At 35.4% G+C, this 23,230-nt stretch carries 14 protein-coding genes; 11 read left to right on the forward strand and 3 right to left on the reverse strand.

The window, feature by feature from the left end; translation table 11 throughout:
- From N2Z72_01795 to N2Z72_01805, 3 genes are all read left to right on the forward strand, one after another.
- Positions 1-1,677, forward strand: a 1,677-nt coding sequence (locus N2Z72_01795; protein MCX7696408.1) for a gliding motility-associated C-terminal domain-containing protein, incomplete at its 5' end; no start/stop codon positions are given.
- Positions 1,678-1,680: 3 nt separating this feature from the next.
- Positions 1,681-4,149 (forward strand): OmpA family protein, encoded by a 2,469-nt coding sequence (locus tag N2Z72_01800; GenBank protein ID MCX7696409.1) that lies wholly within the window; start codon positions 1,681-1,683, stop codon positions 4,147-4,149.
- A gap of 1 nt (position 4,150) precedes the next feature.
- Positions 4,151-5,047, forward strand: coding sequence for a PorP/SprF family type IX secretion system membrane protein (locus tag N2Z72_01805; GenBank protein ID MCX7696410.1), 897 nt, complete (start codon positions 4,151-4,153; stop codon positions 5,045-5,047).
- Between the two features lie 241 nt (positions 5,048-5,288).
- Here the strand turns inward: N2Z72_01805 and N2Z72_01810 are convergent, their stop codons facing one another.
- Positions 5,289-6,833: a YifB family Mg chelatase-like AAA ATPase gene (locus tag N2Z72_01810; GenBank protein ID MCX7696411.1), complete on the reverse strand. Its 1,545-nt coding sequence runs from the start codon at positions 6,831-6,833 to the stop codon at positions 5,289-5,291.
- A gap of 74 nt (positions 6,834-6,907) precedes the next feature.
- Here N2Z72_01810 and N2Z72_01815 point away from each other — a divergent pair, with 74 nt between their 5' ends.
- The 8 genes from N2Z72_01815 to N2Z72_01850 are packed head-to-tail and all read left to right on the forward strand — an operon-like array spanning position 6,908 to position 19,669.
- Entirely contained in the window at positions 6,908-7,315 is a 408-nt protein-coding gene (locus N2Z72_01815; protein MCX7696412.1) for a hypothetical protein, read from the forward strand.
- A gap of 4 nt (positions 7,316-7,319) precedes the next feature.
- A complete protein-coding gene (locus N2Z72_01820; GenBank protein MCX7696413.1) occupies positions 7,320-8,402 on the forward strand; it encodes a hypothetical protein in 1,083 nt (360 codons plus the stop codon).
- A 9-nt stretch (positions 8,403-8,411) separates the two neighbouring features.
- Complete coding sequence (locus N2Z72_01825; GenBank protein ID MCX7696414.1) at positions 8,412-13,463, forward strand: C25 family cysteine peptidase; 5,052 nt, start codon at positions 8,412-8,414, stop codon at positions 13,461-13,463.
- Between the two features lie 12 nt (positions 13,464-13,475).
- Positions 13,476-15,518, forward strand: coding sequence for an NAD-dependent DNA ligase LigA (ligA, locus tag N2Z72_01830; GenBank protein MCX7696415.1), 2,043 nt, complete (start codon positions 13,476-13,478; stop codon positions 15,516-15,518).
- Positions 15,515-16,636, forward strand: a complete 1,122-nt coding sequence (locus N2Z72_01835; GenBank protein ID MCX7696416.1) for a beta-lactamase family protein — start codon at positions 15,515-15,517, stop codon at positions 16,634-16,636. Before ligA ends, N2Z72_01835 begins: the two co-directional genes overlap by 4 nt.
- Positions 16,637-16,638: 2 nt before the next feature.
- Positions 16,639-17,133, forward strand: coding sequence for a metallophosphatase family protein (locus N2Z72_01840; GenBank protein ID MCX7696417.1), 495 nt, complete (start codon positions 16,639-16,641; stop codon positions 17,131-17,133).
- Positions 17,130-18,881 carry a M14 family zinc carboxypeptidase gene (locus N2Z72_01845; protein ID MCX7696418.1) on the forward strand — a complete coding sequence of 584 codons (1,752 nt, stop codon included), beginning with the start codon at positions 17,130-17,132 and terminating at the stop codon, positions 18,879-18,881. The genes N2Z72_01840 and N2Z72_01845 overlap by 4 nt, the downstream gene beginning before the upstream one ends.
- On the forward strand, positions 18,878-19,669 hold the full coding sequence (locus N2Z72_01850) for an exodeoxyribonuclease III (protein ID MCX7696419.1): 792 nt from the start codon (positions 18,878-18,880) through the stop codon (positions 19,667-19,669). The genes N2Z72_01845 and N2Z72_01850 overlap by 4 nt, the downstream gene beginning before the upstream one ends.
- 235 nt (positions 19,670-19,904) lie before the next feature.
- Here the strand turns inward: N2Z72_01850 and N2Z72_01855 are convergent, their stop codons facing one another.
- Positions 19,905-20,651: a LytTR family DNA-binding domain-containing protein gene (locus N2Z72_01855; GenBank protein ID MCX7696420.1), complete on the reverse strand. Its 747-nt coding sequence runs from the start codon at positions 20,649-20,651 to the stop codon at positions 19,905-19,907.
- Between the two features lies 1 nt (position 20,652).
- Positions 20,653-23,230: histidine kinase (locus tag N2Z72_01860; GenBank protein MCX7696421.1), on the reverse strand; the 2,578-nt coding region annotated here is incomplete at its 5' end.

Raw genomic sequence — 23,230 nt, forward strand, 5'->3', positions numbered from 1 at the left:
GTAGATACCATAATTTGGGTAGAGGTATCTAATCAATGGGGGTGCAAAAAAACCAAATATTATCATATCTCATTGCAAGAAAGACCAGTTATTGACTTACAAGATCAATACCATGTGTGTCTCGGAAATTCTATTCTAATATGTGCCCATGGTGTAGACCAGTACATTTGGAGTAACGGAATGACAGATTCTTGCATTATGCTATTACCGGTAGCCAATGAGATTTTATATGTACACGGAATTAAAGGAGCTTGTTCAGTTCTTGATTCCGTACAAATATTCGTACACCCAAATGCGACTGTTTCTGTTCCAACTACAATTTTAATGTTGCAGGGTGATACAGTAATCATAGAAGCTCAAATTAGTAGTGATACGGATTATGTTGTGTTTTGGCAACCTGTGGAGGGAATTATATATAGCGATGACAGCACAATTCATGTTTCACCCGATTCCACTACGACTTACTACGTAATTGTACAGAATGTATGGGGATGTACGATCGTGGATTCAGTGTTAGTTCAAGTCTATCCTCCTGGTATTTATGCCAATATGATGAATGATACAGTATTATGTTCAGGGGATAGCATTACCTTATGGGTCAATGTGTTTCTTGCTCCCACAAATGATCTACATTATCAGTGGTATCCATCCTTGGGCTTGTCTTCCGATACTGTAGCTCATCCACGTTTATGGCCAACCATTTCACAGTATTACTATGTTTCCATAACTGATAATGAAGGGCATAGTTATTATGATTCTGTATACATTGAAGTTATTAAAACTCCTGAGGTTAATCTTGGGAACGATACAATAGCCTGTGAGGGATCAGTATTGACATTTATTGATAACAATCCAGGTACTCATTTATGGTTTACTGGTGATACTACTAACATGATTAACATAACCCTTTTAAGTGATACCATAATAACCCTTGAAGTTAATAACAATGGCTGTCGAGATCGAGACACCGTTTATGTAGACGTAATCAAGTTACCTATATTAAATCTTGGTGAAGACAAGGTGATTTGCCAAGGTGATAGTGTTGCTATTCCAATTCTTACATCTTTTGAACCATGGGGAAATATCAAAGAAACAGGGATTGCTTTCATTTCTCCTTCTGAAGATACAATTATCCATTATGAATTAGAAAGTCAGGGTTGTAAAGTGGTAGATGATATTTACATCCAGGTTAATCCTATTCCTGTATTTACCTTGCAGGCTTCTTCAGAGAGTTATATCGAAGGACAACCCATTTTGCTTGAGGTTTTACCTTCATTATTTGAAAAATATTACTTCTATCTTAATGGACAATTGCAGGTGGTTAATCATTCCGGAAGTCATTATTATGATATGCTTCATATGGGTGATGTTCTTACCGTTGTGGTGGAGAATGAATTTGGTTGTAGGTCTGAAAAAACATGGGAAGGTAAATGGCGGGATGTCCCCAACGTATTTACACCGAATGGCAATGACATGAATGATAGATTTTTAAAAGGTATATTTGTTAAGATATTTAATCGTTGGGGGCAACTCTTATACGAAGGTTCAGATGGTTGGGATGGAACATATCAAGGGGAACCGGTCAATGAAGGAACTTACTATTACCTGATTGAATTTATTAATCCAGAATTAGGAACTTATCGAGTTTATTCTGGTAGTATTCTATTAATCCGGTAAATTATGAAAAAAATTGTTCTGTTATTAGTAGGGTTGTTTTTGGAAGTATCGGCACAACCTGTGCTTGAAACTGTCAAAAAACTGCAAGAAGAAAAGAATTATGCTCGAGCAATTGAAATTCTGAGAAATTATATTGACAAAAAGCGTACGGAAAAGTACGATTTACAGAAAACATTATGTGAGATATATGTTCAATTGGGAGATTATGCTCTTGCACTTGAAGAACTCCAAAAAGCAAATGATGTATACATGAATGATCCTAACCTTCTATATATGCTTGGACATGTAAGCCTTGCCATGCAGCGTTACGAAGATGCCAAAAATTATGTCAGCAAATTGTTGAAAGATACCATTTATGGTACTACCAGTAAGGAATTGATTAAAGATGCCAAAAAACTTTTTCAAATTATTCTTTGTATTGAACAAAGTAATAAGCAAAACAAAGATGTTATTATTGAAAATCTTGTCGATTATAATAGTGAATTCAGTGATTATGGTATCGCCATAGCAGGCAACAGACTTTACTTTTCTTCTTTGAGAAGAAGTCCCGCAGAGCCTAGAGACCCAAGAACACTTCAAGGATATAGTAAAATTTACAGAGCTCCTCTTTATGTTGAAGATTTTGAAAAGCTCGAAGGAGTTCGATTGCCTAAAATAAGTAAAGTAAGACAGAATGAAGGTTGCCCCAGCATAACACGGGACAGAAAAACCATGTATTTCACTAAAACAAAACCACGTGGAGATTTTAGAATAGTTAGGGTCGATTTTAAAGGGGACAAAATTACATCCAGAGAAGAAATTACAATACCGGGTATCAAAACAGCTGGCCATCCAGCAATACATCCTTCAGGAAATATGATGATTTTTGTTACCGAAAAAAAAGGGAACAAGACTGGTAAAGATTTGTATCTCTCTTTCTTTGATAGTCAAAGTGGAAAATGGGGTAAGCCCGAGCGATTGCCTGATGGAGTCAATTCAAAAGCTGATGAACTTTTCCCCGTTTGGCTTAATGATAGCGTGCTAAGTTTTAGTTCCAATCGCGACGATAGCTACGGTGGCTTGGATATTTATGTGACTAAATTCGCTAGTGGTACATGGCATCCTGCTGTTCATTTACTTTCTCCCATCAATTCAGCAGCTGATGACTTCAATCTAATAGCTCTGCACGAAATGAAAGGTATGTTCGTATCCAACCGTTACGGGGGAAAAGGTTCGGATGATATTTATTCATATCAAGGTTTTCCTTTTAAATCTTACGTAAAAATAGGTGTTTTTGATTCCGTCACAAGAAAACCTATAGCAAATGCTTATATTCTGACGCAAAATACTACCTTACAAACAGACAGCAACGGTTGTGCCATCGTTTTTCCCAATTACCTTGATAAATTGAAGCTTAAAATAGCAGCCAAAGGATATCATCAAAAAGAAGATGAGTGCATTATTCAGAATGAAAATGAAAAATCATTTTATCCTTCGCAGTTGGAAAAAAAGTATTATTTACGACCAAATGCAGAAGGTAACGTGTTGGAAGGTCAGGTGAAGGACGGAAAAACACAAAAACCCATTCGTGACCAGGATGTTCTGTTGGTGAATCAACAAGGATATTACGACAAAACCAAAACGAATTCCGAAGGCATGTTTCGATTCATGAATGTAAAAGGTGGTGAGAATTATACACTTTTACTTGCCCGGAAGGGTTACTGGACTCAGGCTAAACAATTTTCACTGCCTAACCTACCTTATGATACAAAGTTTAATGAAAAATCAGGTTTTGATTTTAATTTTAACTTACAACCCATTGAAACCGACGAAGAATATGTAATTGAGAACATTTATTATGATTTTGACAAAGCAACTCTGAGACCAGAATCAAAGATTGAATTGGATAAATTAGTAAAACTGCTTAAAGAAAATCCCAATTTGTTGGTGGAAATTAATTCACATACAGATGAAAGAGGGTCGCATGAATATAATATAAAACTTTCACAGGCAAGGGCTGAATCGGTTGTAAATTATCTGATCGAACATGGCATTTCATCTGATCGTCTTATAGCTAAGGGTTATGGAAAGACTCGACCAGTAATCCCTCATGCACGCACTGAAGAAGAACATCAAGTCAATCGTCGCACTTCTTTTCGCATACTTAATGTGCAAGATATCACACCAGAAGAATTGCTGTATCTCTACACAGGTGGGGTTAATCCTCGAACACAACAAAAAAATCTAATTTATAAGGTTCAACTGGCAGTTACTCCACGCCCCATTGAAAATGAAAATTATTTTTCTGCTTTAAAACGAAAATTACCAGATCTGATCATCATCGAGGAGCGACACCCTGATGGATTTTATCATTACATTGCTGGCACTTTTACTAGTATAGAAGAAGCTCAAAAACTACGTGCTCAAATTCTTAAAGCCGGTTTTACCGATTGTTACATCCTTGTTTTTGATGGAAATCAAAAATTGAAATGAAATGAGAAACATATTTGCTTTTATTTGCATGTGTTATCTAATTAAAATTTTCTCTCAGAATGATGTACAGCTGAGTTATATGCCTTTTGTTCGTCAGGTGGTAAATCCTGCAGCCACAGGTCAAAGTTCAACGACAGTAATCAATATCATTCATCGCCAGCAATGGACAGGTATTTCGGAAGCTCCTATCACTTCGCTAATCAATTTCCAACATTTCTTTCCTACTTTCCATGTGGCTGTGGGTCTTAATTTAATGGATGATCAATTGGGACTTGAGCATACACAAACATTCAAAACGGCTTATGCTTATCGTTTGTTTTTTAGTGAGCAACATTCGCTTGCTTTTGGATTAGCTGGTGGTATCATCTATAAAAAAGTCGATGTAAGTAGGTTTAGATTGGATGACCAATCGGAAGCAATCAACATTCCTCCTAACTGCATGTTGCCAGATTTCGACGGAGGCGTAGAATGGAAAATTCATTCATGGATGATAGGTGTTTCTGCTACCCATATAGGGGTGACGTTTGCTAAATCATCTTTGTTTCTTATACCTATGCATTTTTATGGATATATTCGTAAGATTCATACGTGGAGTCCTTATCTTCAGACAGATTTGTCTTATGCTATTCAATCGACTCATTATAAAACGTTGCACGAAATTCACATGAGTTTGCTATATCGACAAATGGTATATGCAGGAGTCAGTTTTCGTTGGAATGAATCAGTAGTTTTCATGGGTGGAATGGAATTTGGTCAACGACTTAGAGTGGGATATTCATTTGATTCAGGGGTCGGTCGTCTACCAACTTGGTGTTCGCACGGAAGTCATGAAATTTTCCTTCAATATCGCTTGCAAAAAGATATTACAGGTCAGCCTTCTCCAAGGTTTTTTGACTAAAAACAATATTCGATTTTTTCGAAAAACGAGCTTGATGATCTTAAGTGGAAGTGAATCATACAAGTAAAAAATTAAGATGATTAAATACTTACTACCAATTAATTTTAATAGATTTCTTATTTCGAGCGACCTTTTATATTTCTGAACCATTGGAAAAATGAAAATCTCAAAAAGTTTAAAAGTTAAAAATGAAAATTTTCTTCAGCTCTTACAAATATTGAGGGTTAAAGTTGGAATGATTTTATCCGAGGGAAATTTTTCCCCATGTTTCTTTGTCGAGAGTGCGGTACATGATTGCTTCTGCGACGTGTTGAGACTGAATATGGATTGATGCATCGAGGTCAGCAATAGTGCGAGCAACACGAAGAATGCGATCGTAGGATCGAGCACTTAAGTGAAGTCGTTGAATAGCTTTTTTAAGCAGTTCCATAGTCGTATCATCAATGCGGCAATATTTTTTGAGTAAGGATGGGGTAAGTTGAGAGTTGGTATAAATACCATCATTACGATAGCGCTCGAGTTGAATGGATCGAGCATTGATAACTTTTTCTCGGAGAGAGGCAGATGATTCTCCTTCGGTGTAAGATGCTAGTTTCTGAATAGGAACAGGCACCACTTCCACGTGAATATCGATTCGATCAAGAAGAGGACCGGAGATCTTGCTCGTATAGCGTTGGATGGCAGTAGGAGTGCAATGACAGGCTTTACTGGGATGATTGTAGTAACCACAAGGGCAAGGATTCATAGCGGCAATGAGCATGATGTTGGCAGGAAATTCAACAGAAGATTTAGCCCGTGAGATTGTGACAATACGATCTTCCAGAGGTTGTCTAAGAACTTCGAGAACTGAACGATTAAACTCGGGCAATTCATCTAGAAATAATACACCATTATGAGCCAAGCTAATTTCGCCAGGTTGAGGGATGGTTCCACCGCCAATGAGAGCTACATCACTAATGGTATGATGAGGGGCGCGAAAAGGACGTTCCTGAATAAGGCCTGAGCTCCTTTTGAGCTTACCAGCAACAGAATAGACTTTTGTGGTTTCGATGGCTTCTTGTTCCGAAAGTGGTGGAAGGATACCAGGTATTCTACGTGCCATCATGCTTTTTCCGCTCCCAGGAGGACCAATCATTAGTATGTTGTGTCCGCCAGCTGCAGCAATCAATAAGGCTCGTTTGACATTTTCCTGACCCTTGACATCTCTGAAATCGTACAATTCATTTTCCTTCTTTTGAGGTAAAGAAATCGATGGGGAAGTATATTTTTTCATGGGTTCATTCTGAGAAAGTAGATCGATGACTTCCTGTAAGTTTCGTACACCAATTACATCAATGCCGCTGATGACATAGGCTTCTGGGTAATTTTCGAAGGGAACTATAATTCCTTTGAAATTGAGTTGACGGCATAAAATCGAAGAAGGTAAAACTCCACGAACAGGAAGCACATGTCCATCAAGGGATAATTCACCAAGAATAATGAAGTTTTCTAAATGCAGTAAATTGATCTGTCCGGATGCTTGTAAGATACTGAGAGCCGTAGCCAGATCAAACTGACTACCTTCTTTTTTAATGTCGGCAGGTGAATAATTGATGATAACCTTTTTGCCTGGATAATAGTATCCTGCGTTTTTAAGGGCAGCCTCAATACGCTGCCGACTTTCTTTGATCGCATTGTCTGGAAGGCCAGATATGTAGGTATATAAACCTTGACTAATATCAACTTCGACAGTTACTAAAACTGCGTCTATCCCATGAATGGAGGTAGCATATGTTTTGACATACATGAAAACAAGTTTATGAGCAAATTTACGTATTGAACGAAAATTGTATTATTTTTGTATAGGAAAAAAACAGAGTCATGAAAAGATTTCTGTACGGTGGGTTTTTATTATTAGTTGTATTGCTCTGGTCGTGTAATCCTGATCCTCCCGACGATGTAGATCCTCGTGATAAATTTGTTGGGACCTGGTTATGTAATGAAAATGGCGAATTGACTTATACGGTCAACATTACGAAGGATAATAATCATGAAAAGAAAATTTTTTTCTATAATTTTCATCACCTTGGTTTTAATGAATATGCCTACGGAGAAGTGAACAATAACACGGTGACCCTTCCTTTTCAACTTGTTTGCCAGGGAACCATGAATGTGCAAGGAAGTGGTGGAATGAATAACAACAATACAGTCATTACTCTTTCATACATTTTTGATGACGGAGCAAACAAGGATACAGTTAATGCTGTGTATACAAAACAATCTTCTTAATTCAATGAAGTTTTTTTCTTTTGTCGGTATATTATGTTTTTTCTTTCTTTGTCTAAGGTCTCAACTAGCACCGAAGTATTCAAATGATTTTTTGCATATTGGTATAGGAGCTCGTGCTGCTGGTATGGGAGGTGCTGTTATCGCCTCATCTGTTGATGCTACCGCAGGTTATTGGAATCCTGCGTCTCTTACCGAATTGGAGGGAGAAAGAGAATTATTCTTTATGCATTCTGAATATTTTGCCGGTATAGCTAAATATGATGTAGCTTCTTTTGCAGGAAATTTTCGTCATGCTATATCGTTGGGACTTACTTATATGCGTTTTGGCATTGATAATATTCCCAACACTATTGAAATGGTGGATGCTCAAGGAAACGTACATTATGATCGGATTACGTCGTTCAATGCTGTGGATCAAGCTTTTCTTATTTCTTTTGCAAAGAATATCCACGATTCTCTTAAAGTTGGTGGTAATGTTAAAATAATAAGAAGAAGACTTGGAGATTTTGCTGGTTCCTGGGGTGGAGGTTTAGATTTATCCGTAAAATTATTGCTGAATCATTGGAAACTAGCAGCAGTTTTGAGGGATGCTACGACAACGTTTAATGCTTGGTCGTTTAGCCTATCTGATAAAATGAAAGAAGTATTTTTGATGACAGGGAACGATTTACCTTCCAATCATATCGAACTGACATTGCCTCGTCTCATTATGGGTATTGGTAGAGAAATGAATTTGATGAGTCATTTTTATATTTACCCGGAATTAGATCTTGATGTAACGTGGGATGGAAAGAGGAACACTATTATTCGTACCAATGTCTTTAGTGTAGACCCTCGATTAGGACTCGAGTTGTCGTACAAGAAAATAGTTTTCTTGCGTGCTGGTGCTATGAATTTGCAGAAATATTCCAATTATGAACGCAAAAAAGTATGGACTTTCCAACCATCGCTCGGCTTGGGCTTAAACATTGCCAGGCGATTTACGATTAATTATGCTTATACCGATATCGGTGATATGAGTTTTGCTCTTTATTCTCACGTCGTTTCTGTTCACTTGCTTTTTTCTTCGAACAAGGCAAGCTTATAGTATTTTAACATGAATAAGTATATATTATTTTTTTTATGTATTTTTTTTAGTTACATTGTACGATCGCAATTTGGAAATGAATGGATCGATTTTAACAGAAAGTATTACAAAATACCCATTGCAACATCAGGAATTTATCGAATTACTTACAATACCCTAGTCAACGCTGGTATACCTGTTTCAACACTTGATCCGAGGCAATTTCAAATTTTTGCACGTGGTAAAGAAATTCCCATTTATGTTCATGGAGAAAATGATGGTGTTTTTCATTCGAGTGATTACATAGAATTTTATGGTAAAGCCAATGATGCATGGTTAGACACTGCAGTTTACTTTAATAGCGAACCGCCCAATCGTGAAATTAGTCTTTTCTCAGATACCATTTTTTATTTTCTTACATGGAATCCAACTGGTATAAACAACCGACGACTTACGTTAGAAACAGACCGTAATTTTACAGGTTATCAATCTGAACAATATGTTTTCTATCGCGTTCGACAGAATTATTATTCTACATATTATGATGGGGAGACTGATTATTATGGTATTACAGATATGCGATATACCGAGGTAGAAGGTTGGTTTGACGCGCCAATGTCAATCAATCCCGCTACGCCTGGTCAACCTCAAATCTATTCAAAGCAGGTCATGACACCGTATGCATATACCACTGGTCCTCCGACAAGGGTTCAAATACGTCTCTGTGGAGCCTCCAATTATGCTATGGCTAATCCAGATCATCACATCAGAATTACTTTTTTAAATCAAACCATTGACACAACTTTTGAGGGTTATGTGAAAGTTACATTTAATCGATCTATATCATCTCTTCTTTTGAACAATCAAAATACATTTATTTTTGAACTGCCTGCAGATTTGCCAACCAATGCTGATCGGATTGCTCTGAGTTTTATTGAGGTAACATATCCTCGTCAACTTCACTTAGGAAACGGTAATATTATGAGTTTTATTGCTCCGGCCAAAACAACAGCTAAATCATATTTTCAGTTCACTGGTTTAAATGCAATAGCAACCGATACTGTACTGGTATATGATTTAACGAATCACAGAAGAATACTTACTCAACGCGTTGGATCGAATGTCTCTTTTCTTTCAGCTAACACGGGTGCTGAAAGGATCATGTTCTTGTTTGCTAATTCAGCTGTGAATTACGTAACTAGCATTGTTCCGGTTAATAAGAATACGACCACACCTGGTTTTTTCACTGATTTTTCCGTTGATCCGCACAAAAGAGCTAATGTTTTAATGATTACTCATCGCAGCTTGTGGGATGCCGTAAATGAGTATGCCACCTACAGGCAGAGTACCGGCTATCAAGTAGGAGTGATTGATGTGCTTGAGTTGTACGATCAGTTTGCTTATGGCATACCCAAACACCCACTTGCTATCAGAAATTTTGTAAGGTTTGTTTTAGCACATTATGACGACACTATACGGGCAATTTATCTGATCGGAAAAGGTTTCCGAGCGGGTGGCACGTCGTACAATTATCGTTTCAACCAACAAGCAAACATTGGAACATTGTTACCTTCATTTGGAAATCCACCCTCGGATATTTTATTTGTGTCAGATCTTGGTTTAGGACCTTATGCTCCTATTATTCCCATTGGAAGAATTAGTGCTAAGAATTCATCTGATGTGCTTAATTATTTGCAGAAAGTAAAGGATTATGAATTTGAAAAAAATAAACCTTATGACCCCAGTAATCCAACTGAAAAAGAGTGGATGAAAAAAGTATTACATTTTGCTGGTGGTAGTAATGTCTCAGAAGCCCAAATGTTATTAAGCTTTTTAAATGTTTTTCGCGATTCAATCTCAGGACCTTTTTATGGTGGGGAGGTGACTACATTTACAAAAACATCGACAGCTCCCATTCAACAAAGTTGGAGTGATAGTATAAAAAACCTGGTTAATCGTGGAGTTTCTATCATGAACTTTTTTGCTCATGGAGCTGGTTTCGGTTATGACATTAGCATCGACGACCCTTCAGCGTACACCAACTATAAGCGTTATCCTTTTTTTATTGCTAATAGTTGTTACTCTGGCGATTTATTTCAACTCACTCCTACAGCTAGTGAAAGCTTTGTGTTGATTCCCAATAAAGGAGCGATAGGTTATTTAGCGAGCAGTTCTAAATCCTTTGCATCGTATCTATTTATTTATTCAAGAGAGTTGGTGGGAAGGATAGCCCATCGCAATTATGGTGACCCTATAGGAAAAATTATTCAGAAGACTATACAATCGGTTCAATACTATGACAATTCTCTTTATCTGCGCGATATATGTTTTGGAATGACTTTACATGGTGATCCACTTATTTTGCTAGGTGGAATTACCATGCCTGATTTTTTAATGACTCCTTCTCAAGTAACTTTTGTTCCTACTCAGATCACAACTGATTTGGATTCATTCACAGTTAAAATTGTTGCAAAAAACATAGGTCGAGCTATAGAAGATTCTATCGTTGTTGAAATAGAAAGAATTTACCCTGATCAAAGTTCAGATATTGTTCGTAGAAAAATTAAAGCTCCCTATTTTAATGACACATTGGATATAAAACTAGCTGTTCAACCAGTGATTGGATCAGGATTAAATCAATTGCGAGTAACACTGGATGCTTACCTTCAGGTATCGGAATCGAATGAACTCAACAACACGGCGAATGTATCTTTTTTAATCATTTCTAGTGATGCAGTGCCCATATACCCCTATGAATATGCAGTCATTCCTGATACGATAGTTACCTTAATTGCTAGTACAGTACATCCCATGGCTTCTGCAGCTTCTTATGTTTTTCAAATAGATACCATAGATACTTTTGATAGTCCATTTTTAAAGGAAAGTCCAGTTATTACTCAAACTGGAGGTATTTTATCATGGACACTACCTTTTCCCATGACAGCCATGCCAGACAGTACTGTATATTATTGGAGAGTTATGAAAGTTGGCACTGGTAATTGGCGCGAAAGTTCATTTCAGTTTATTCCCAACAAAAGAGGTTGGGGTCAAGCTCATTTTTTTCAGTTTAAAAACGATGATTATACTTATGTTTCATTTAACAGGCCTCAGCGTAGATTTGATTTTGTTAATACCATCGTTACTATAAGTGCTCAAACTGGTTATTATCCCCATATACCATGGTCAGAAGAATGGTATAAAATCAATGGAGCTTTGAAAGGACAATGGTCTTGCACCAATTACAACGGTCATGGGATGAAATTTGCTGTTTTTGACACGATAGGCGTCAATCCTTGGGTAAACGTTGATCCAGATCATGATGGTCTTGGACCATACGAAGCTCTCAATTGTAGAGCTTATCCTTACTATGATTTTGATTTTTATACCACCGATTCACTGTGGTTGGAACGAATGAGAAGATTTATAGATACCATTCCCCATGGTTATTATGTATTAGCTTTTAGCCATCGTAACCATAATGCACAAAATTACCCTGAAGAATTATATCAGGCTTTTGAGAGCATCGGAAGCATGATCATACGAACACTGCCAAATCATCATCCTTACATCATTTTTGGAAGAAAAGGTTACTATAATCAAGCTCAAGAAAGTGTAGGGAGTTCCATGACAAGCATTATTCATGGGGAATGGAACATTCCTACACGATGGAAGGAGGGTCATATCAAGTCAACTCGAATTGGTCCTGCTTATTCTTGGGGCAGCTTACATTGGCGTGTTAGAAGCTATGAAGCGGGCATATGGACCGATTCGGTAAGATTGTATGTTTTAGGTGTAAAAGCAGGAGGTATGGTGGATACCCTTATTGGTCCTCTACCTCCAATCTCTGATTCCATGGATATTTACAATTTATCTTCTCGCATTGATGCCCAAATATATCCATATTTGCACCTTCTTATAACAATGAAGGACGAATCTTTGCATACGCCAGCTCAAATGGTGAGATGGCAAGTTTTGTATGAACCTGTGCCAGAGACCGCCATCGACCCGCAAGCTCATTTTCATTTCCTTTCCAGTAAAGTTCAAGAAGGTGATACTGTTCGTTTTGGTATTGCCACAAGAAATATCAGTCCAGTAGACTTTCCTGATTCCTTACGTGTTTCTTATTTCTTGAGAAGAAACGGACAAGTTCAACTGCTTTCCCATAAAGTTCTTCGAAAGCATCCTGCAGGTGATGTTTTAATTGATTCGATCAAATTTTCTACTAAAGGCATGGCTGGCATGAATTCAGTCTGGGTCGAATTTAATCCAATTAATCCATATACAGGCACGTACTATCAATTAGAACAATATCATTTTAACAACTTACTGGAGGTTCAATTTGAAGTTGACAAAGATAGAATTAACCCAATATTGGACGTAACTTTTGATGGTGTTCATATCCTGGATGGCGATATTGTCAGTGCAAAACCAAATATTGAAATTTTTCTCAAAGACGAAAACAAATATCTTCTACTGACTGATACGAGTTGTATTCGTGTATATCTTCAAAGGAAAGGTGAAGAGCTTAGGCCAGTTTATTTTATGGAGGGGGGAGTACAAAAAATGTTTTTTTATCCGCCCTCATCCTCTAAGCAAAACATAGCACGAGTAGTTTATCCTGCAGGACCTTTAGCAGATGGAGAGTATAAACTGATCGTTCAGGCGAGAGATATGAGTGGGAATGAAAGTGGTTTTTATGATTATGAAATAAATTTTCAAGTTATCAACAAGCCTGCTATTACGCATATTATGAATTGGCCTAATCCTTTCAGCACAAAAACACATTTTGTTTTTACTCTTACAGGTTCACAAGTCCCTGAAGATATTCGTATTCAAATCATGACCATTACGGGACGAGTTGTCCGAGAGATTACACGTGAAGAGTTAGGCCCCATTCATATTGGTCGAAATATAACTTCCTATGCGTGGGATGGGAGAGATCAATTTGGTGAACAACTTGCTAATGGCGTCTATCTTTATAGGGTTATTGTTCGTCTTAATGGGAAATCCATCGATCACATATCTACTGAAGCCGACAAGTATTTTACTCATGAATTCGGGAAAATGGTATTAATTCGATAAAATTTAATATGGATGATAGATTCAAAAAAAATTGAACGAATCAAATATCTTACAAAGGAATTAAATCGGCATAATTATCTTTATTATGTGCTTAATCAGCCTGAAATTGATGACGAAACTTTTGACATGCTTCTCAAAGAACTTGAGCAACTTGAAAAAGAAATTGGCTATCGTGAGCCAGACAGTCCTACCCATCGAATTGGAGGGGATATAACTAAAGTTTTTCCACAGGCAGAACACGTTTTTCCAATGCTTTCTCTCGATAATGTTTACGATCGAGGAGAATTGAAGGATTTTTTTCGTCGTTGTCGAGAACTTACAGGTAACGAAAACCTGACGTATACCTGTGAATTGAAATACGATGGTGTAGCTATTAGTTTGATTTACGAAAAAGGTTTGCTAACAAGAGCTGTTACAAGAGGAGATGGCTATAAGGGCGATGTGGTGACCACCAATATTAAAACCATTCGTTCAATTCCCTTGCATCTCATGGGAAATCATTGGCCAGAATTATTAGATGTTCGTGGAGAAGTTATTATGACGTATGATACTTTCAATCGAATCAATCAACAACGTAAAGATATTGGTGAACCACTTTTTGCTAATCCCCGAAATGCAGCAGCTGGAACACTCAAATTACAAGATTCTAGTGAGGTTGCAAGACGAAAGTTGGATTTTATTCCATATGCTGTTTTTTCGGATGTTATCTTAGCTTCAACTCATTACGAAAACCTTCAATTACTGAAAAATTGGGGTTTTTTCGTTTCTCCTTATGTCAAAATTGCTCATCAAGAGGATGAGGTTTTTGAATTTTTGGAATACTGGGACAAAGAACGAAAAACTCTACCTTTTCCTATTGACGGGGCAGTCATCAAAGTGAATGATCTCTCATTACAAGAAGAATTAGGAATGACTGCTAAGTTTCCACGGTGGGCAATAGCTTATAAATTTAAGGCTGAAGAAGCTATCACACGAATTGTTTCTATTGATTTTCAAGTTGGTAGAACTGGAATATTAACTCCTGTAGCTAATTTGGAACCCGTGCAATTGAGTGGAACTACTGTCAGACGAGCCACTTTGCATAATGAAGATTACATTCGATTACTTGATATTCGGTTGGGAGATTATGTTGCAGTTGAAAAAGCCGGGGAAATCATTCCTAAAGTGATCTACGTTGTAAAAGAAAAAAGGACAGGTGAAGAAAAGGAAATTTTATTTCCGTCAAAGTGCCCAACTTGCGGTGCCGATCTCAAACGTAACCCTGGCGAAGCTGCTTGGTTTTGCCCCAACGATGAAACTTGTCTTCCTCAAGTTAAAGGTAGAATTGAACATTTTATTTCACGTGACGCTATGAATATTAAATCACTAGGAGAGGGAAAAGTTGATCTGCTTTTTGAAAAAGGTCTTATTAAAGATCCTGCAGATTTGTATGATTTAACATTTGAAAAACTTATTGGCTTAGAAAAACGATGGTTTGATGAAACTGGCAAAGAAAGAACCATGCAATTCAGGGAAAAAACAGTACAAAATATTTTACAAGGGATCGAGCAATCCAAGTCAGTTCCCTTTGAAAAAGTTCTTTATGCCCTAGGCATTCGTCATGTAGGTGAATCTCTCGCTAAAAATATCGCACGCTATGCTAAAAATATTCATCGTCTCAAAGAAATGAGTGTAGAGGAATTAATGATGATTGAAGATGTAGGTGAAATTGTTGCACATAGTATTTATCAATGGTTTAGAAACCAAAAAAATCTCATACTTTTAGAACGTTTAGAAAAGGCAGGCTTGCAGATGTCTGTTTCAGAGGTTTCCATTCATAGTCAGAAACTGAAGGGTTTACAATTTGTCATATCTGGTGTTTTTGAAACAATTGAGCGCGAGGAACTCAAAAAGCTTATCGAATCGCACGGAGGCAAAGTCCTTACATCCGTAAGTTCAAAAGTTAATTTTATTGTAGGTGGTCAGAATATGGGACCAGCTAAATTAGAAACAGCCAAAAGATTGGGCATTCCTGTACTTTCTGAAAAAGAATTTTTTAACAAATTTGATTTATGAAAAAATGGTTATTTATTGTCGGGTTGTTATTGTTTTTGCCACAATGTTACGTAGGGCGATTAATCGTCTATAATGTAGCCGATACCCGTGATTACAAAAAATTTCCACAAGTTATCATAACTCCTTCACCTGAACCTTTTCGTTTTTATCGAGGTAAACAAATAAATTTGGATTCATTATCATTTCCAGATATTTACGTCATAAACAAAAAGAAAATTCGCAATTATGAAAGCCTTTTTAAACGTACTAAGACAACTGCTTTTCTTATTATTCGTCACGACACCATATTATATGAACGTTATTTTCGAGGATATGATTCATTAAGTATTTTCCCTTCATTTTCTATGTCAAAGTCTGTGATATCATTACTAATTGGAATAGCATTGGGTGAAGGAAAAATAACCTCCTTAGATGATCCTGTGATTAAGTATATTCCTGAACTTCGACCTGAGTTGAAAAAAGTAACCATTCGGCACCTTCTGAATATGGAATCAGGATTTCAATTTCAAGAGAATTATTATAATCCTTTTGCTGAGATTGCAAAATACTATTACGGAGATCATCTCAAGCAGTACATTAAGAAATTAAAACTCAAAAAGGAGCCTGGTAGGGAATTCGAATATCAAAGTGTCAACACCTTGTTGTTGGCCCTTGTTTTGGAAAGTGCCACAGGAATGCCTTCTTGGAAATACCTTGAAACTCGATTTTGGCAAAAAATAGGTACTTCTCTACCTGCTACGATTAACCTTGATTCTCCCAAAGACAGTACTTTTAAAGCTTTTTGTTGCCTTAACGCCACCGCTCGAGATTTTGCCAAACTTGGAAAAATTATGCTAGATCGCGGAAAATACAATGATCAACAAATTATTCCAACATCGTACGTAGATCTATTATTTAATCCTGAGACTAAGAAATCTCCAAAAAAAAGAAAGAAAAGCGTATACTTTTACCGATATCATTGGTGGTACGATAGCTGGGGGAATCTAGCTGCTTATGGATTTCTTGGGCAATTAGTGATAATATTTCCTTCAAAGCATATGATCATGGTAAGGCTTGGTGATAAAAACGGTGGAGTAGACTGGCCTCAAATAATGAACTATATCGCCAAACAATTGTAATCATGAAAAGGATAGGGGTTATCTCAGATACCCATGGAGTTTTACCTAAGGAATATTCAATTTTTTTTAAAGATTGCGATGAAATTTGGCATGCTGGAGATGTCGGAAGCACAGATGTGTTGTTAGAGCTTCAACAATTAGCTTTGTTAAGGGTGGTGTGGGGAAATATCGACGGAGCCGATATCCGAGCTCAAAGTAGCGAAGAACATTTTTTTGAGCTTTTCAATCAGCGCATTTATATTCGTCATATTGTGCGAACTTTTTCGAAATACGACAACAAGATATTAGAACGGCTAAAACAATTGAAGCCAACTATAGTCATAGCAGGACATAGCCACATTTTAGAAATTAAATACGATCAACAAAACAAATGGCTTTATATTAATCCTGGAGCAGCTGGAAAATTTGGACCTCACCTGAAAAGAACAATGGTACGTTTTTTACTCAATGAAAATGGAGTCTCTGATCTTGAAATTTGGGAAAAAGAAAAACTATGATAAGGTGGTGTATTTCTTTTGGTAGTATTTTGTCTTGGCTTACTTTTTATTCTCAGTTTCGTCAATTTATATTGCCATCTGAACAACAGAATTTTCAGGTAACGATGAATTATCGACAAGTTATCGACCTTTGTCTTTATCTGGATAGTACTTATAATGAAGTGGACTTTGATACGTTAGGATTTAGTGCCAACGGATCTATTGTGCCTTTACTTCATGTTAGAAAAGCAGCTGGTGAGGATAAAATTAAGTTGCTCATCATGGCTGCGATACATGCTGGTGAGACAGATGGAATTGATGCTGGTTTCCTCTTTTTGCGTAGCATTTTGCATCATCAGATGTTGAAAAAATATCTCGAACGTTTTGAGATTTTTTTTATTCCTGTCTTTAATGTGGAAGGTTTGCAGCGATTTTCATCTAATCAGAGAATCAATCAAAATGGTCCTTCTGAAACAGGTTGGCGAACGAATAGTTTGAATCTGAATTTAAATCGTGATTTCTTAAAAGCTGATGCTCCTGAGATGCGTGCATGGCTTGCTTGGTTTCATAAAACAAAACCAGATTTTGTTGTCGATTGTCATACTACTGATGGGGCAAATTACCAGTATACTGTTACTTATTCTTTGGGAAATAATTTACTGTTTGACGATTCATTGCGAATTTTCCTTCAGGAGAAATTAATACCTTTTCTTACTGAGAAAATGAATGAAACAGGTGATTTGTTGTTTCCATACATAATATTTAAAAACTGGCATGATCCTACTTCAGGTATAGTTAAAGATATAGCTTCGCCCAACTTATCACATGGATATACATTGATGTATGATATACCATGCTTTCTGATCGAAACTCATATGCTTAAGCCATACAAAACTCGTGTAGAGGCAACCGAAAGAGTCCTTCTCTATATCTACATTTGGCTTTATGAAAATTACCAGTCTTTTAAGAAAATTATGAACAAAGTACATCGAATCAATACATGTGAGAGGTATAAAAAAGCTTTTCCTGTTTTGCAACAAGCGAATATGAGTGATAGTATGTTCATTGATTTTTTGGGTTATTCGTATGAATGGATAAAAAGTACGGTTACTAACCAACAATATGTTCGTTACAACGATCAACATCCCAAAACGTTTCAATTACCTTATTTTGGAAAAATCATAGCTTCGAAAGAGGTGAATCTACCCGAAGCTTATCTCATACCTCGACAGTATAAACATCTTATTGAAATTTTATCTTATCATGATGTTTATGCCATTCCTGTCAGAAACAACATGCGTGTTTCCTGTAGAACAATTTATCTGCAGAAAGTTCGTTTTTCGTCCATGCCTTATGAAGGCAGGTTTCAACCCTCGTACGATGTAATGGAAAAAGACACCGTGATAGAAGTTCAAGCTGGGACCTATCTCGTTCCTCTTTGTCAAAGAGGTTGGCGAACCATAGCTTATTTATTAGAACCCACTTCATCTGTGAGTTTTCTTAAATGGGGTTTTTTCAATGCTATCTTTGAGCAAAAAGAGTACGGAGAAATTTATGTATTGGAACCATTAGCTGATGAAATGATAAAAAATCCTCAAATTCAAAAAGAATTTGAAGAATGGAAAAAACAAAATCCATCAGCATCTCATTACGAGCAGTTGAATTGTTTTTTCTTGCGTTCTAAGTATGCAGATATATATCAGAATTGGTATCCTGTTTTGAAAGTTTATGATAAAATTGAATTTAACAAATTAATACCAGCACGATGAAACGCATATTTTCATTTAACGTGAATGGAATTCGATCGGCTATTGGTAAAGGATTATATGATTGGATAGCCAAAGAAAAACCAGATGTATTATGTCTTCAGGAGCTGAAAGCACATGAACAACAAATACCACTGATGGAAGTACATGCCTTAGGTTATGAAACCTTTTTATTACCGGCTCATAAAAAGGGGTATAGTGGGGTTGCTATTTTTACTCGCATCAAGCCCACCAATGTAGAAATGGGAATGAATATGGATATATATGACCAGGAAGGACGCTTTATGAGAGCTGATTTTGGTCAACTATCAATCGTTTCTGTTTATCATCCTTCTGGCACGTCGGGAGAAGAACGACAAGCTTTCAAGATGAAATGGCTCGGAGACTTTTTGCGTTACATTGAAAATCTTCGCTTCCGGCGCCCTTATCTCATCATTGCAGGAGACTTCAATATTGCACACGAAGAGATAGATATTCACGATCCAATAGGCAATGCTAATAACTCGGGTTTTTTACCTGAGGAAAGGGAATGGTTCACTAATTTTCTTCATCATCAATATGTAGACACTTTCCGATATTTGTACCCTGATAAACAGGTCTATTCATGGTGGTCATTTCGTTTTCAAGCTCGCAAAAAGAATAAAGGTTGGAGAATAGACTACATCATTATCACTCCTAACTTGCTTCCTTATCTTAAAGATGCATTTATACATCAAGATGTTGAAATGAGTGATCATTGCCCTGTAAGTATTACATTCGATTGGAATGCTTTTCAGAAGGACCATGTTTAAATTTTGTACAAAAAAATTAAGTGTCATTTCTGGCTTTCCACGAGAATGAAAAACATTTTTATGCTTTATTTTCAAAGGATAATAAAAATCATTACGCATCAACTATTCCTATTGTCATACTCACTAGCAATTTTCATGAGATTCTATAATTCATTTTGCTTCTGTGATCTAAAAAAATTTTAGAAAGTTGCATGAATTATTAAATAAATCAACGCTTATGATAAAGAAACCTTTATTAGTAAAAAAAGTATTTCATGAAATCTTTTTTCTTAAATCTAGAGACTGGTAAAGTTTCGTTGTTATACAATTGCACCATGGTTAGATTATTTTTTCGAATGATTCCTTTAATGAATTGGACGTTTACGATATGTTGATTATGTATGCGAATAAATCCTTCGTCTTGTAATAATTTTTCGTAGTATTGAAGAGGTTTACTGCTCATTGTGCTACTTCCGTTCGACAGGTTAAAAATGGAATAGCTACCAGAGGAAGAAATATACATTACTTCTTTTAAAGGTAAAGACTCATATTTATAATTATTAGAAATTAAAATTTTTTGTATGGATTTCCTTTCAAGGTAGTAATTCGAAGCCATTGAAATGTTCGGTTTATAATCTGTATTTTGGCCTTCAGTATGGGATTGAATGAAGTTTTCAAGAGCTTCTTGGAGTTCATGGTAATCTATGGGTTTTAAGATATAGTCAATGGCTGATAGTTTAATTGCTTTGATAGCAAATTTTTCATAGGCTGTAATAAATATGATGGCAAAAGGAATTTTAGGAAATTCATCTAGTAGTTCAAAAATATTACCATCTGCTAACTGTATATCGGCAAGGCATAGATCAATTTTGAGTTTAAACAAATCTTTCCTCACTTGTGCAATCGAGTCGGCTACTCCGACTATTTCAAATTCTAACTTTATTAATTCATTTTTTAAAACTTCTACCGTTATAGGGTCGTCTTCGATGATATATGCTTTCATGCTATTCTAATTTAAAATGAATTTCAACTGAAACTTCTTTTTCACCTTTTGTAACGGTAAAAAAGCTTCTATTAAATAAATACAATCTTTGTTTTACCAGTTCTAATCCAATGCTATCGCTTGAGATGTTTTTATTTTCCTTCCATTTTCCATTGTTGTTGACCAAGCATATTAACTCATCGTTGAGTATTCTAAAAATGATGTTTATACTTACACTCTTATTTTCTTCGTTTAAGCCGTGTTTTATGGCATTTTCAATAAAAGGGTGAATACACATTGAAGGGATCTTAACAAATATGAGGTCTATGTCTGGATCAACAATAATTTCGTATTTAAGTTTGTTCTGTAAACGTTTTTTCTCTATTTTTAGATATTTTTCAATAAGATCTATTTCAGCCTCGAGGGTTACTAATGACTGCTTATTAGCATTGATGACTTCTCTGAAGTATTTAGATATGAGTAGTAAATATTGCTCAGCTTCTTGCAATTGTTTTAATTTTATGAGACCTAACAGTGAATTTAAAGCATTACTTAAAAAATGTGGTTGCAATTGATTGTATAAGGACTTTATTTGGTAATCTATAAAGATCAATTTCTTTTTCATTAAATTTTTTTGCACTTTTAATAAAGATAAAATCAAGAATACCAGAAAAGTAAATGTCAAAATAATAACGCTAATTTTGAAGAAGAGGGTTTCATACCATTTGGGTAATACGTATACTTGTAGAATTTCTTCTCTTTTGCTATGGGGAGTGAAAAATTTTAATACGTAATTGCCTGGCTCGTTAAAAATCGTATCAAATGTTGTATTGGTAAGATAGCTTTCTTTTAGGATTTCTTGATTTTTGATAATCTTATATCCTATTTTTTCTATTGCATCATTCTTAAAGTTTAAATGTTTAAATCTAATCATCAATTTCTTATTTTGATTTATTTCGACGTATCGATCGTGGATAAAGTGATCATCTATTTTTATGGAAAGTATACTAAAAGCATATTCATTATTATTTGTGTCATTTGATAAAAAATTGATTTTTTTTATTTTATTTTCTCCTTCTACGTACAGATCATCACCAGATAACCATAAGTCATAAATGTTTTCATTTTTCAACGAATCGTCTAGAGGTATTTTTAAAACGTTGATTTTATCAATTTTGTGTGGATCAGTTTTAAATAAAATGAAAGATGAATTGGTCAGGACTAGAATATTATTTTCATAAAATTTGATAGTTCTTATATTTTGTTGTGTTAAATCTGAGAAATGGTACCAAATTGAGGGAGGAAAATTTTTATAATCTACAAAATAAATTCCTTCTGAGTACGTTGCTATGATTAATTTGTCTTTATGTTTTTTTATTTTAAAAATGTTAGAGTTGCAGAATTCACAGTATGTGAACTTATCTAATTGATTGTTCTCTTTGTTCAAGACATATATCCCATTTTGATTACCCAATATAAAAAGATTTTCTGTGAGCTTTTCAAATGATTGTATTCTTTCATAGACCATTATAGTATCGACAAATTTGTTGTTACTCAAAGAAAAAATGTAAATGATTTTATGTCCTGCTATATAAAGAAAAGAGCTATCACTTGTAAAGTCTTTGACTACAAAATTTATTTTAAAAACAAATCTGTTTTTATTTTTGTTATAAATAAATATTTTTTCATCTAGATAATATTTTTTTATGAGAAGTTGCGAATCTTCATATAAAATTGTATAACTTGTCTTGTTTTTACCTAAATATGATGTTTTTTTGTCTTTGGTTAGTGAAATAAGAGGTATAGCGTAAATACCTTCACTTGTTGAACAAAAAAGTTTATCATTAATAATGTATAAAGAATGACATATAATATTATTATTTAATATGGACCATATGGAGTTTGTACTTATTTCATATACAAACACACCTCTATTGAGGGTCGAAATGATGAGTTTATTTGAGTCTAGCATTTTGACATCAGAAACACTGGATTTAAAATATTTTTTACCTATTAGCTTACCATGTTTATCATAAACTAGTAAAACGTTGGTGTATATTAAATATTTAGCTTGTTTTGTTTCAAAATAGAATGGTAATAGTTTAATGTAAAAAGTTGTATCTTTTGGAACAATGGCATGATGTAGTATAATGGTAGAAGTATTACCTACGTTACCAAACGAAAATGTTGTTTTATTATTGACAAAAGGATATGTTCTTTTAAAAAATAAATTTTTTTTAAGTATAATCATTGCTTTTCTGGCAGATTGCAAGAACAATGTGTCTGGTGTGTCTATTATGCTTATAAAAAATTCGTCCAATTCAGTAAATTTTGCTTTTGAGTGAAAGGGTTTTACAACATAAAAGCTATCAGTTTTATAATTGTAAATTGCAATATCTGGGGAAAAGGTTCTTACAAATAAAAAGGTATCAGTAAATATTACATTATGAACCCCAAATACGATGTTGGAAGGTAGCCCTTTTTTTTTGTCGTAATGGTGGATTTTTTGGCCATTATACTTATACAAACCTGCTTCAGTAGCAATCCAAATGTATCCATGTAGATCTTTGTATAAATTGTATACAACCATTCCTTTGAAG

The organism is Bacteroidales bacterium, assembly GCA_026418905.1.
Lineage (GTDB): Bacteria > Bacteroidota > Bacteroidia > Bacteroidales > DTU049 > JAOAAK01.

What these genes read in the sequence shown, in the direction of transcription:
- N2Z72_01805 (MCX7696410.1), top strand. Translation starts at nt 4,151, where the DNA reads ATGAGAAACATATTTGCTTTTATTTGCATGTGTTATCTAATTAAAATT.
- N2Z72_01815 (MCX7696412.1), top strand. Translation starts at nt 6,908, where the DNA reads ATGAAAAGATTTCTGTACGGTGGGTTTTTATTATTAGTTGTATTGCTC.
- N2Z72_01840 (MCX7696417.1), top strand. Translation starts at nt 16,639, where the DNA reads ATGAAAAGGATAGGGGTTATCTCAGATACCCATGGAGTTTTACCTAAG.
- N2Z72_01835 (MCX7696416.1), top strand. Translation starts at nt 15,515, where the DNA reads ATGAAAAAATGGTTATTTATTGTCGGGTTGTTATTGTTTTTGCCACAA.
- N2Z72_01820 (MCX7696413.1), top strand. Translation starts at nt 7,320, where the DNA reads ATGAAGTTTTTTTCTTTTGTCGGTATATTATGTTTTTTCTTTCTTTGT.
- N2Z72_01850 (MCX7696419.1), top strand. Translation starts at nt 18,878, where the DNA reads ATGAAACGCATATTTTCATTTAACGTGAATGGAATTCGATCGGCTATT.
- N2Z72_01845 (MCX7696418.1), top strand. Translation starts at nt 17,130, where the DNA reads ATGATAAGGTGGTGTATTTCTTTTGGTAGTATTTTGTCTTGGCTTACT.
- N2Z72_01800 (MCX7696409.1), top strand. Translation starts at nt 1,681, where the DNA reads ATGAAAAAAATTGTTCTGTTATTAGTAGGGTTGTTTTTGGAAGTATCG.
- N2Z72_01825 (MCX7696414.1), top strand. Translation starts at nt 8,412, where the DNA reads ATGAATAAGTATATATTATTTTTTTTATGTATTTTTTTTAGTTACATT.
- ligA (MCX7696415.1), top strand. Translation starts at nt 13,476, where the DNA reads ATGATAGATTCAAAAAAAATTGAACGAATCAAATATCTTACAAAGGAA.
- N2Z72_01810 (MCX7696411.1), bottom strand. Translation starts at nt 6,833, where the DNA reads ATGTATGTCAAAACATATGCTACCTCCATTCATGGGATAGACGCAGTT.
- N2Z72_01855 (MCX7696420.1), bottom strand. Translation starts at nt 20,651, where the DNA reads ATGAAAGCATATATCATCGAAGACGACCCTATAACGGTAGAAGTTTTA.